Here is a 14109-nt window from a genome sequence, read left to right as displayed (position 1 = left end):
CGGCTGTAACCCAGATCACGTGAACCGCAGCGGCCGCTGTGGCGTGGTCAGTTGGGGAGTGACCGCCCCGAGCCCGTCAGCTTCCGGGAGGAACCCGTATGCCGCGCCCGACCGACTGGAACGCGATCGGGCTGGACAGTGACCCCACGCCCGGCGATCCCGACCAGATCCGGACGCTGTCCACCGAGCTCAACCACCTGGGTTCCGAGGCCCGCCGCATCAGCACGGCGATCGACGCGGTCATGAACACCGCCGGGGACAGCGTCTTCGTCGGCGAGGCCGCCGACGCCCTGCGCGGCAAGGTCAACGACAGGCTGCGCGGGCACATCGAGGACGTTGCGCAGTCCTTCGAGAGCGCGGCGACCGCGCTGACCACCTGGGCGGACAAACTCGTCGACCTCCAGTCCCGTGCCGACGGCGCGCTCAACTCGGGCCGTGGGCTGTCCGAGGACGATCCCAACCGGGAGACGTACGCCTCGACGGCCCGGCAGGCCGGCACCGAGCACGGCGAGGGCGCCGCCGCGGCGGCGAACAGCATCTCGAGTGTCTCCGACATCCAGCTGCCGATCTCCAAGTGCCAGATCTTCTGGGAGGCGTTCCAGTGGCTGGCGATCATCCTGATCGTGCCGGCGCTGATCTTCGGCGGCCCGATCGCGCTGCTCGCGCTCGGCGTCAACCTGACCCTGTTCATCAAGACGATCGTCGACTTCGCCAACGGCAACGCCAGCTTCCTCGACCTCTTCCTGGCCGGCCTCGGCATCCTGGCGCCCACCACCAAGGCGCTGCCGATCTTCCAGATCATCAAGAGCGTCGGTACGACGGCCTTCGCGAAGGGCTTCGCCAACATCGCGCGGGGCACCTTCCAGGCCCTGCGCAACCTGTTCACCAACGGCTTCCGCCCCACCACCCTGCTGCTCGGGCTCAAGGACCTGGTGCGGCTCGGCAGCACCTGGGTCTACAAGGGCGGACTGTGGGTGCTGGACGGCATCCACAACCTGCCCAACATCATCAGCCACGGCGTCAACTCCGTCAGCCTGACGGTCGTGCAGGGCTTCAAGGCGATCCCCGGCTTCGTGCGCGGGCTGCCCGAGACCCTCTCCCGGGGCTGGCAGGCCACCAAGGACTGGGTGGGCCAGGAGTTCGGCGGCACCAAGTGGCTGCGCATCTTCCTGCCGGTGGACGCGGCGGAGATCGGGGAGTACGGCTTCGCGCGCGCCCTGCGGATCGGTCTCTTCGACCGCGGTGTGCTCGGGCAGCACGTCTTCGGCGCCCCGATCACCAGCAGTATCGGCCGTACGATCAGCTCGGTCCCGGTGGACCCGCGCACCGTCGACGCCCTGGTCGACATGCCCCGCATCCAGCTGAACGAGGTGCGGTTCGGGGCGGGTTCGGGGCAGAGCAGCATCCGCAACCTCGATCTGAACATCCCGAGCACACATCTCGACGTCACCTCGACGCTGCGGCCGCCGTCGCTGAACCTGGGTGACGTCGGCGCGATCGCCCACCGCGGCAACTTCGGCGTGCACGCGGCGCGCACGGTGGACGCGCTGGTCGACATGCCCCACGTACAGCTCGGCACCGTGCGCGTGGAGAACTTCGGCGCGCTGGGCGGGCATGCGGAGCTCGGGGTGAGCGCCGGCGCCACGCCGACCATCACCACCGCGTCCGGCCTGCACGTGCCCGCCTCGGCCGGTGTCCCCGGCGCCACCCACGGCATCACCGAAACGCCGGTGGCGGCCGTCTCCGGGGGCGCCCACACCACGCTCACCGGGCTGCCCCCGGCGCCGGCGAACCTCACCTCCCACGCCGAGGTGCTGCTGCCGGGCGGCGCGCACAACGCCACCCATGCGCCGGGCAGCACCGTCCTCACCGGCACCCACTCCACGCCGCCGCCGGTCGCGGCCACGCTCGGCGACCTGTCGACCGGCAACCCGTCCGCGGGCACCCTGCACTCGGCGTTCACCGGCACCCCGGGCGTGGGCACCGTGCACGCGCCGGGCACCCCCGGCATCGGCGCCGCCCACACCACGCTGACCGGCACTCCGGGCACGAACATCGCCCACACCGCGCTCGACTCGGCCCCGGCGCCCGGTTCCCCGCACGACGTGACCGCGCCGCACAGCCTGCTCACCGGCCCCACGACCGTCGCGCACCCTTCCCCGACCGCCATCGGGCACGGCGGGCCGGGCAGCGTCGACGCCGGGGTCTCGGCCTTCGACCTGCTGGCCGGCACCCGCCACAACACCCCGCACTCCCCCGTGGCGCCGGGCACCGGCGACGCCCTCGCCGAGCGCACCACCAGCGCCCTCAACGCCCACCAGACCCGCCTCCACCTCGACGAGCTCGTCCACCAGCCGGGCTCGCCGCGGCCCGACTCCCCGGCGGAGCGGGTGCCGCACGGCTCGCCGTCCCCGACGCCCGGGACGCCGGACCGGCTCACGATCAGCCCGGCCACCCCGGACCGGCTGACGACGAGCCCGGCGAACCCCATCACCGGCGACCGGTTCACGGTCAACGCCGGCACGCACGAGCCTTCTCCCCCGCCCGTCACCTCCGGGCACCCGGGTCCCGGCGGCGACCACAGCCGCTCGGCCCTCGACCTCGTCGACACGGGCCGCAGCGCCCGCACCACCGACAGCCCCGCCTTCGCCGGCACCCCGGCCCACATGGACGCCGACAAGGGCCTCGCCGGCTCGGCCACCGGCACGTCCGGGCACGCCCCGGAGCACCTGCCGGAGCAGGGCGCCGCGTCCACGTCCTCGGCCTCCGCCGACAAGTACAAGCTGCAGTTCGACGAGTCCGCCCTCGGCCATACCGTGCACGACTTCGACGGGGTCAAGGTCGTCACCGACAGGACGGGCGCCCCCTACCTGGGCGGGGCGAGCGTCGACTTCGTGAACACGGCCGAGAAGCAGGGCTTCACGATCGACATGCCGTCCGGCCACGGCGGCGACGCCTTCGACGCCGCGCCCGCCGCCCACTCCGACGGCTTCGACGAACTCCTCAAGGACCCCGACGTCGTCAGGGTGCCCGGCAACCACCAGCTCGCGGTCAAGGCACCGCGTCGCGGCACGCCCGAACTCCACGGCGGGGCGGTCGAATCGGGCCTGTACACGGTGGAGAAGCAGGGCACGGGCTTCGTCGTACGGCAGCTGGACGCCGTCGGCGGCACCGTCGTGCACAGCTGGACGTTCAAGCGGCTGGGCGGCATCCGCCTCGCCGAGCAGACCGTGCGGTTGGGCGACGGCCCGTTCAGCGGGGTGAGCGTCAGGTTCACGGACAGGTCCGTGGACTCCGTGAGCGACGGCGCCGGCACCTGGCCGGCGAAGCTGGGCGGCGAGGACGAGATCGTCGTCGCCTCCGCCTCCGGCAGCCACGTCTACAGCCGCTCCACCGGCGACCTGCTGCGCACGTCCACCCCGGACGTCGCCCTGCCCCCGCACCCGGCCGGACTCACCGGCCCGGCCGCCGACAGCTGGGACGCCGCCGCCCACGCGGCCCGCGGGCACATGGGCAAGGCCGCCACTGACAAGGAGACCAAACTCTTCATGCAGGGCGTCATCGGCGGCGCCTTCACCTCGAAGAAGGGGTACGGCGGGTTCGTCAACCCCACTGCCCTGGAGGCCAATCCTGGTCTGGTCGGCAAGGTCAAGCAGTTCAACAAGATCGCCGGCGACCTGATGTTCGAGGGCCCCAACCAGCGCATGACGGTGTGGCGGGGCGTGTCCATGGACCCGCGGGCCGCCCAGGCCGACGTGTTCGTGGAGCGGCTGCCGGCCTCGTCCTCCAACAACCGCGCCTTCCAGGCGGAGTGGGCGAAGAACGGCGTCAACAGCAACCGCGTCGTCTTCGAGATCGACGTTCCCGCCGACCACGGCAAGCTCGCCATGGCCTACCCGCCGGGATACGAGAAGGCCGCCGACGACGCCCTCGCGCTCAACCAGGACCAGTGGGAGGTCACCCTCTCGCCGACCCGGCTTCACCGCACCGGCCCGGCCCGTGTCGAGGACGGCATCACCGTCATCCCGGTACGGGCCGAGCAGATCCCCGAGGCACAGCTCGACACGCTCATCAAGGAGAAGTGGTCCGGGCTGCCCTCGGGCGAGGCGTTCGAGGACTTCGGCCGCGCCTTCGGGCAGGACGCGATGCGCCGCTGGGAGGGGCTCGGCGACGTACTCGTACGGGAGGGCGGTGACGGCCCGAACGTGAAGACGTTCACCGTCGGGCGGCCCGGCTACGCGGACGAGATGACCATCACCGTCACCCACAAGGTGGACGACAACGCGGTCTCCGTCACGATCACCGGCGGCGACCGCACCTTCACCAGGGAGTGGAGCGGCACCGGCTTCAACGACCTCGCCGCCGACCTGCGCGGCCACGTCCTCCACAACAACGAACTGCTCAGCTCCCTGCCCACGCCGACGTCGTGGGGGAAGGAACTGCCGAGCCCGGCCCACCCCACCACCCACACGGACACGACCGTCCCGAGCCCGACCCGGGGCACGCCCGACACGGAGACGGCCCTGCCGGGGGCCACCCACACCACGCCCGGCACGGAAACGGCCCTACCGGGGGCCACCCACACCACGCCAGACCCGGAAACGGCCGTACCGGGCACGGCGCACGGGACCCCCGACACGGCGCCCGCGCCGCGGCCGGACACCCCGCGTGCCGGTGGTGGCCAGGAGCTGCCGGGTCGGGGAAGGCGGCTCACCCCGGCCCAGATCGAGGAGGCCTGGTTCCGTGACGGACAGCGCGTCGACGCGTTGTTCGGTCACGCGGACGACCCGTTGCGGCAGGCCCGCCGCGACGCCTGGCGGGACCACGTCCAGGCACGGTACGACCTGGGGCGGGCCGAGGAGGGCCTGCTGCCGCACGCCGGCCCCGCTGGGAACTCCAACGGGCCCACCGTCGCCGAGATCCGCGCCCGCGACAGGTTCGACACCGCCCGGCAGCAGTACGACGCCACCCACACCCGTCTCACCGACCTCGGCGTCAACCCGGTGCGGATGGAGGCCGACCTCTCCGCCCTGCGGCAGCTCAGTCTGAAGGAGCGGCCCCGCGCGCTCGGCGGCACGACCCTGCCCTCCGACAGTGCGACTCCCCCGCCCGCCCACTCCGCTCCGGCCCTCCACAGTGAGACGGAGGCGGCCGCCGCGCTGACGCCTCCGCAACAGCTGGCCAAGTCCCTCGGCGAGCACAGCGAGGCCCAGCGCGGCGTGCAGCAGGCCGAAAGCAAGCTCGCCAACGCCGACGCCGACCAGCGCCCGGCCATGCAGGAGGCCCTGGACAAGGCGAACGACGAGGCGTCCCGGATCGCGGTCCGCCTGGACGAGGACATGACGCAGGCGCTGACCGACGGCCGGCTCTCCCAGCGCGACCTCAACCTGCTGGTCGACCAGTTCGCCGGCGCCGGCGAGATCCAGCGGGCCCTGCGGTTCCAGGAACACGCCCTGAGTCTCGACGCCCAGGCCCGGCACGCGCCCGAGGCCGCCGACGCGGACCATTTCATCAAGACCGGCAGGGAGATCGAGGAGCAGTCGCTCGAACTGCGCGGGCTCACCCAGCGGCTGGAGGACCTGGTCAAGGCGGGCAAGAAGTCCCCGCAGGAACTCCAGGCCCTCGCCCGGACCCTCGACAAGGCGGCCGGCAACCTCGACGCCTCCCTCAAGGGTTTCGTCAAGGACGCCGCCGAGCTGGGCGGGGTCTACACCCTCCGCAACGAACACGCCCCCGTCTCCACCGTGGCCCACGAGCTCGCCAGGAAGGTCGACGACGCCGTCCAGGCCGCTGGGCCCGGCGACTCCATCGCCCTGAAGGGCTTCCACGGCACGGAGTTCTCGATCTCCCGCCTCCAGCGCGACATGCCGGAGATCGCCCGCCACCTCCGCAGCAACAAGGCGTACGCCGAGGTGCACACCGGAAACCAGTGGAAGGCCGAACTGCCCGGCTCGCAGGAGCAGTGGAAGCAGGTCTTCCCCGAGTTCGAGGACTTCGAGAAGCTCTCCGACGCGCAGAAGACGCACTTCGTGCAGGAGCTGTCCGAACGCAACATCACGCAGTTGCGCCGGGACGTCGGCGAGCTGCTGAGCAGCCTGCCGCCGGCGGAGCGCGCACAGTTCGAGAAGCTGCTGACCAGCCTGCAGAACCTGCCCTACCGCATCAAGCACGCGACTCCCGCCTACCACGCCATCGCCAACAGCGGTGTGATGTCCTCACAGGGCGACCTGACCCGACGGGGCATCAGGTTCCTCGCGTCCGGAAAGAGTACGGGGAAGAACACCACCAACCTCGGCAACGACGACTTCGTCTTCTTCCGGATGGAGGCCGGCGACAAACCGATGGCGACCCGGTACGGGCCGACCACACTCGTCTTCGACGCCAAGGTCCTTGAGGAGCGCGGCGGTTGGGTGTCGCTGCACGACCAGCTGCACCCGCTGGACCGCGAGACCATGCGTGACCTGAAGTTCGGCGACGACACCGTCCGCAGCGCCACGTACGACAAGGGCTTCGAGGACATGGGCAAGCGGGCCCGCTGGACGTACGAGTATCCGGGCGGCAGTGGCTCCCGCACGGTCTCCTTCGACCAGGAGGTCTTCCACGGCGCGCACGTCCAGGAGGCCCTCGCCCTGTCCGTGGTGCGCGAGGTGCACCTGATCGGCGGCGGGTTCAAGGACGACGTGCTCAGGCTCGCCGCCCAGGGCGAGGCCGGCGTGGAGCAGATGGGCGCGGTCGTCTCCAAGCTGTACCGGCCCGAGGCCAAGTTCGGTTCCGGGCTGCCGATCAACCCGTACTCCAGCCAGGTCGAATCCCGGTGGCCGAAGCCGCTCAAGGTCCACGACATGGAGGGCGACGGACGCTACCTCGCCGACGGCACGGTGGACCCGGCCGCGCGGGCCGCGGGCAAAGCGTTCGACGAGGCGTCCGACAAGGTGCGCCAGGCCGACAACGCCGTCGTCAGCGGCAACCAGAGTGCGCAGCGCTACAACCTCAGGAAGGCGCAGCCCCTGGCCGAACAGGCGGTCAAGCTGACGCAGCAGTTCCACGACATCGCCCAGGGCGCCCGCAAGGACATGGCGAAGGGGCTGCTCGACGAGCGGACGAAGCTGCTCGACAACATCAACGGACGTATCGACGCCCTGAAGCAGAAGCCCGACCCGAACGCGGTGAAGGCGCAGCCGAGGCCGGGCAAGAACCAGGGCGCCGGGACCTCCTCGTCGGCCGCCGCGTCGAACGGACCCAACCTGAACACGCTCCCGCAAGCGGCCGAGGACGCGCTCAAGGCCGTGCCGGGCATCTCCGAACAGATGAAGAAGATGGTCCGGGCACTCGCCAACTCGGACGGTTTCCGGTCCCTGCCGGACTCCAAGGTCGGCGCGCAGACCACCGCGGCCGTCGACTTGGGCAGGACCGCCTTCGACAAGGCGTTCAGGCACCTGTCCAAGGCGAAACTGGTCTACGGCGACGGCGCGGGCCTCCACTTCACGGAAGACGGCCGCCGGCTGTTCCTGCCGCCGAGCACCGACACCAAGACGGCGGCGCCGTCCGGGCCCGGTGCGACCGACGTCCACACGACCCCGGCCGACGCCCAACCCGAGCTCCCGCAGACCCAGTTGGGCCCCGACACCAAGGCCCCCGCGCTCACCGGCGACGGCCTCACGTCCCGCAGCCTGGACACCACCTCCCCGGCACCCCACGACCTCGGCACCGGATCACCGGCACCACACCACCTCGACACCAAGTCCCCGGCACCCCACGACCCCGACACCAAGTCCGCGGCACCGCACCACGCCGACACCGACACCGTGTCTCCGGCACCCCACGACCCCGACACCAAGTCCCCTGCGCCGCACGACCCCGACACGCAGGCGCCGGTACCGCACCGCCTCGGCTCCGAGACGGCCCCGCCGCCGGTCAAGGAGGGCGACACCATCGTTCCGCCTTCCATGAACCACGGCGACGCCACGCACCCCCTCGACGCGGAGACCGTGCCGCAGCACCTCTCCGACACCACCGCACCGCACCGTCCCGCTAAGACCGAGACGGAGACCTTCCAGCCGCACCCGCTCGACACCGGCGCGTCTCCGTCCCGGCTCACGGAGACCGACACGACCACACCGCACCTCGCCGACACCGAGACACGCACACCCCACCTCGCAGACACCGACACCACCCCGCCGCACCCCAAGGAGACCGACACCACCCCGCCCCACCCCGCCGAATCCGACACGGCCGCAACGCATCTCGACGACGCCCACCCGGCCGCCCCGCACCGCACCGGCGACGGCGACTTCGCCTCGATGCCCCCGCGAGACGACACACGGCTCGGCGGCGGCCGGTCCACACGGCCGCTCGGCGACGCCGTCCTCGACGACATGCTCGGGCCGCCCCGGCGGACCGGCGACACCACCGGGACGACGGCGGTGCCCGGCACCGCTCACCCGGCCGCGCCCGACCTCCTCGACCGGGCCGCCTTCCGCCGTGACACGTACCGGGAGAACGGCATCCGCGCCCGCTCGCAGATCCGGTACGTCGACCGTGCTCTCGACGCCTTCCACCGCGTCCCCGCCGACCAGCTGGCGCAGCGTGCCGAGGCCCTCGACAACCTGGAGGACGCCGCCCGGCGCTTCCTGCGGGACCGCCCGGGCTCGGTCCGCCGGGCCGGAGTGGAACGGCTGCTGAACCAGGTGCGGGCCGAGGCCAACGCCTACCGGCTGCTCGACGACTTCCGGCGGCTCGGCGGCGACGGGGACGGACTGGCCGGCCGCGTCCGTACCGCGCTCGCCGACGGCGGCACGACACCGCACACGCAGACCAGGCTCCAGACGGTGCTCGACGGCATGGACAGGTCCGCGCAGGCCCAGCGGCAGAACGACGCCCTGAGCCTGCTGGACGGCACCCCGCCGCTCCGGAACACCGGTGACACCACCCTCGCCGCACCGCCCCGGCTGGACGGCGACACGACCCCGGCGGCACCGGCCCGCGTCGACGGCGACACCATCTCCGCGGCACCCGCCCGACCCGACGGCGACACCACCCCCGCCGCACCGGCCCGCCCGGATCGCGGCAAGGGCCCGGCCGTACCCTCCCGGCAGCCCGGGGAGACGCCGTGGGCGGAGGATTCGGCGCGGTTCGACGAACTGCTGGGCGGCGACGGCCGGCCGTTCCGCGAGGCCTGGGTCGAGCTGTCGTCCGCCCGGGCCGAACTGAACCGGGTCGAGGATCTGCGCGCGGCGCCGGGCGGAGCCAGCACCTCACGGGGTGTCAGCGAGTACGACGTGCAGCTCAACCACGAACTGATCGCCGCTCAGGACCGGTTCCGCACCGCGTACACGAACCTGGAGGACCTCGGTATCCATCCGACCGAGATCGAGGCCCGGATCCAGGAGATCCAGATCGGGGCCACCCGGCGCGGCGCGACGCTCGGCGCGGGCAAGCACGACACGCTGCCCGACACCGCCCCGCCCGCGGTCAACCGGATCGATCTGAACAACTCGGGCGTGAGCGGGCCGAACGGCCTGACCATCGAGCGGAGCGTGGGCCAGGACCACGCGGTGACGCTGCGGGTGGTCGACCAGCAGTCGCACCCGGACCCGACGCGCACGGTCGTCGCCCGGCCGGACGGCGGTTTCGACGTCCGGCACACTCCGTCGGACACCGTCGACACCTACACCGCGAACGGCGACCGGACCGCCTACGACATGCCGCTGCGCGGTGCCGACGGCGGACCGACAGGACTGCGCCTGCACACCGACATCAACGGCCACGGCGCCCGCCAAACCCTGACGGTGCACGGCCCCGGAGCGGACCGGCTGACCGCCTTCCCGCTGCCCGGCGACGCCACGCGGGTCACCCATCTCGACACCGGCGTCACCCAGCGCGTGGACGCCGGGGGTCTCCGGCTCGACGAGGGCGTCCAGCTCACCGGCCGGGACGGTGTCCCCGCCGGGACCGACCGGGTGCTGGTCGGCGACGGCGCCGGCGTCCATGTCACAGATCTCGCGGGCAACCGGCTGGACCTGCGGGTGCAGGACCTGGGTGACGGGAACGGCGTCAGGGTCACCGACGAGACGACCGGGGTGTCCGTACGCCACGACGGCCGCGGGCGCCTCCAGGAGACCGGTGTCGCGCTGACCGACCCGCGGGGCACGCGCGGTCAGCGGTTCCTGGCCGACGACGGCACGGGCCGCTTCACGCTGACCGACACGTCCGGTGCCCGGCAGCCCCAGACGGTCACCGCGCTGCCCGGCGGCTCCGGCTTCCGGGTGACCGACGAGACGGGCGGCGCGACCAGCAGGTTCACGGCCGACGGCCGCTACCGGGACACCGGCCTGGCGCTGTTCGACCCGGCGGCGAACGCACGCGGCGGCCGGATCGTCGTACCGGACGGCGCGGGCGGTCACCGTCTCACCGACGCGGCGGGGCAGCCGCTGCACCAGCGGGTGGTCGCGGTCGGCGGCAACCGGCCGCGCACGATCGACGACGTCACCGGCGAGTCCGTGCTGTACGACGCCGAGGGCCGCCCGGTGAGCACCTCGACCGCGCTGGCCGACCCGGCCGGCGGGCAGCGAGGCGCGCGGTTCGCCGAGCCGGACGGCGCCGGCGGTCACCGTCTCACCGACGCCGACGGCAGCCGGCTGCCCGACATCGTCACCGCGCTCCCGAACAACGGCGGCTTCCGCACCCTCCACGACACCGGGCACCGCACCTTCGGGCCCAACGGCGACTTCGCGGGCGACGGGCTGCGGCTCACCGGACGGGACCGCGTACCGGCCGGGCATCTCGACCGGCCGCTCGGCGCGGCTCCCCGCTGGGTGGACGGCGCCTTCGCGGCGGACCCCGCGCATGCGGTCACCTTCGACGCGGCCGGCCGTATCGAGATCGCGCGCCCCGGCGGCGGCCGGCAGGTCTTCGACCAGCACACCGGCCGGTTGGTCCAGGAGACGGTCCCGCTGCCCGGCGGCGGTCACCGCACCACCCTGGCCGACGGGACGTTCACCCGGTACGACGCCCAAGGCGCCGTCACGGCCACCGGCACCCCGCTGCCCGCGGGCCACGGCGGACGCCTCCTCGTCACGGATCCGCCGACCGCGGCGCACCCCGCCTCCTGGCTGGAGGACGCGGCCGGCGGCAGGCTCGCGCACTGGGACGCCGCCCGGCGCCCCGACGGCACCACCCGGATCGTGTTCAACGACCGGACCAGCCCGCGGCACGGCGAGTTCGTGCACCTGGCCGCCGACGGCAGCGTGGTCCGGCAGGGGTTCAACGTGCTGGACAACGGGCGGCGGACGGACTACCGGTACGTCGTCGACCACGCCACGGGTACCTGGGAGCGGACCACCAGGTCCGGTGCGCCGGTGGCGGCCGGGTCCTTCCACCACGGCACCGCCGACCTGTCCGGCGCCGCGGGCGGCCACCTCAAGCTGCTCAGCTCGACCAAGAAGGAGGTGCCGGTCTTCGAGCGCCGGATGCTGCCCGGTGCCTCCGGTGACGTGGTCGACTCCTTCCGGCGTACCGACACGATCGACTTCGCCCGCACCAACCCCCGTACCCACTGGGTGCGCTGGGACGACACCGGCACTCCGGTCGGCACGGGCAGCCGGCACTACGACACGGCGGGCACCGGCTGGCGCGACACCGACGGCTGGGGCCGCACCGTGCGCGAATACCGCGACGGGCTGCAGAAGTTCGACGGCCGGACCGGCCACACCCTGGGCGTCGACAACGGCAACGGAGCCTGGACCTGGCACCGTTACGACGGCGACGGCAAGGTGATCGCCTCGGGTCCGCGGACCCGGGAGCGCATCGGCAGCGGCTGGACCGACCGCACCGCGGACGGCCGGATCGCCCAGCAGCAGTGGGGCATGGCCGAATGGCCCGAGCGAGCCGGCCAGTACCAGGAACACGCCATGAACCCGGCCGACGGCACCTTGCGCGCCACCTGGGAGCGGCACTCCCCGCACGGCAAGGAGGTCGGCAAGCACGAGGCCTTCGGCGACGGCTTCCTGACCACCGACCGCTGGCGCGAGCAGCGCCCGCCCACCTGGGTCCGCACCCGCTGGCTGGCCGGCGCCGAGCACGCCCGGCCGCCGTACGCCCATGTCCGGGGTGACGACACCTACCAGTTGTTCACGTGGACGAAGGAGGCGCGCGACGGCACCGCCACCTCCGGGGTGCGTTATGTCGGCATGGACGGCAGCGCTCTCGACCTGGCGGCCGACGGCAGCTTCGCGCGGTTCAGCGGCAAGCTGCACGACGGCACGTCCCTGAAGGTCGGCGATCACGCGGCGCGCCCCGGCCACGCCCCGGCCCATGCGACCGACCTCCCCTGGCAGGCCGGCGACCTCAGGGGCTACCGCCAACCGCTCACGAACGACCCGCAGGGCAGGCTCTGGCAGGATGTCTACCAGGACGCCGGAGGCGTCACCCGGACCGCCCGCGAGGGCCGCCCGGGCGGCGTCGTGCGGGAGTTCACCGGTGACCGCACCTGGGTGGACCGGGACCCGCACGGCAACCTCGTCGGGCAGAGCCACGCCAACCCTGACGGCACCGCCGGACGGGTGATCCAGGGCTCCGGCCGCGCCGACTCGGGCCGCTGGACCTGGCGTGAGCTGGACGCCCAGGGCGCCGAACTCGGCAGCGGCCGACGGGAGTTCTTCCGTGGCTCCAACGACTCGCGGCTGCCCTGGGACGACTCCTACCGGGACTACGACGGCAACGGGAACCTGGTCCGCGAGCGCCGGATGCTGGACTCGGGCCGGTACGTCGACGCCTGGCGGGACAACCAGGGCACCTGGCGCGTCAGCACCCATGAACGCAACGGCACGCCCATCGCCGTGGGCAACGGCGAGCAGGTGCGCCGCTGGTGGAACGGCCGTACCTGGCAGGACCGATGGACGGACGGCGCCCGCCACTTCCGTGACGAGCTGCGCGTGCCCGGCCAGGCCGCGCCCACCGTCCTGCGCGAGACCCCGCTGCACAACGGCGGACCGCTGCGGGTGCGGGCGTACAGCACGACCGTCACGCAGAACACCCCGGCCGGCTCGGTCTGGAAGGAGTTCGACCACGGCGGCGTGGTGCGGGAGCGCAAGGCGGACGGCGGCGGGTTCCTGGAGACCGACGCCTGGCGCGGCCAGTGGAACCGTTACAACAGGAACGGCGACCTGATCGCGCAGCGCACCGACAGCGGCCTGGTGTTCGAGCGGGACACCTTCAACACCTGGCGGCTGGTCGGCAACGAGTACGACTTCCGCGGCGCGCTCACCGAGATCCGCGGCTGGGGCCGTACCACCCGTGAGGCCCAGCGCATGCCGTGGTCGGGCACGCTCGTGCCGGACGGCAACGCGGCGCTGCGCGAGGCGCGTTACGAGCCGTACTGGCAGTCCGTGGCCAAGAAGGCGGCGCTGGAGTTCGGTCAGGAGTTCATCCTGGAGTTCGGTGCGAACCTCGCCGTCAACGGGATCGTGGCCGCCGTCCAGAACAAGCCGTTCACCGGCAAGGACGCACTGAAGTCGTTCGCCAACGCGGCGGTCGGCGCGACCATCAAGACCGGTCTGAGCACCGCGGTGCACGAGAACCGGGCCCTCGGGTTCGAGAAGCTGGGCCAGTTCAAGGCGGGCATCGCCAACATCGACGGCGGCAAGCCGTGGACCCGGCGTCCGCTCAACCACGACAAGACCTGGGTCAACGAGTGGGCGGGCAACGAGACGCCGACCCGCTGGCGGGGCGGTATGTACGACTTCTCGTTCGGCGTGCTGAGCAGTGCGCTGTCCGGCTGGGTCAACGGCAGCATGAACGCGGCCGTGTGGGGGGTGACCAATGCCGACGGGCAGACCGTGAAACTGCACGGCGGGGACGCGGTCTGGGAGGGCGGGATCAACGCGGCCGCCTCGGTCACCACGGCGGCCACCACCGGACTCGTCAAGAACGTCTTCGTGATGAGTGCGGGCAGCCGGCTCTTCCACCGCCAGGGCTTCGCCGACTTCTGGATCCAGCTACCCTTCAAGATCTTCGAGAAGACGATCCAGTCGCTGTACCTGACCAGTACGTATCGTGCGAGCATCAACCCGACGTACTACCAGGCACCGTGACCGGGCAGCGGCGATCACC

At 72.5% G+C, this 14109-nt stretch carries 1 protein-coding gene; it reads left to right on the top strand.

The window, feature by feature from the left end:
* The first annotated feature begins 98 nt into the window (after positions 1-98).
* Positions 99-14090, top strand: coding sequence for a hypothetical protein (locus tag ACFY0P_RS07895; protein WP_388908879.1), 13992 nt, complete (start codon positions 99-101; stop codon positions 14088-14090).
* Positions 14091-14109 lie beyond the last annotated feature (19 nt).

This window comes from Streptomyces sp. NPDC001714 (assembly GCF_042892755.1).
Classification (GTDB): Bacteria; Actinomycetota; Actinomycetes; order Streptomycetales; family Streptomycetaceae; genus Streptomyces.
This window is presented reverse-complemented; position numbering and strand designations above follow the sequence as displayed.

What these genes read in the sequence shown, in the direction of transcription:
- ACFY0P_RS07895 (WP_388908879.1), top strand. Translation starts at nt 99, where the DNA reads ATGCCGCGCCCGACCGACTGGAACGCGATCGGGCTGGACAGTGACCCC.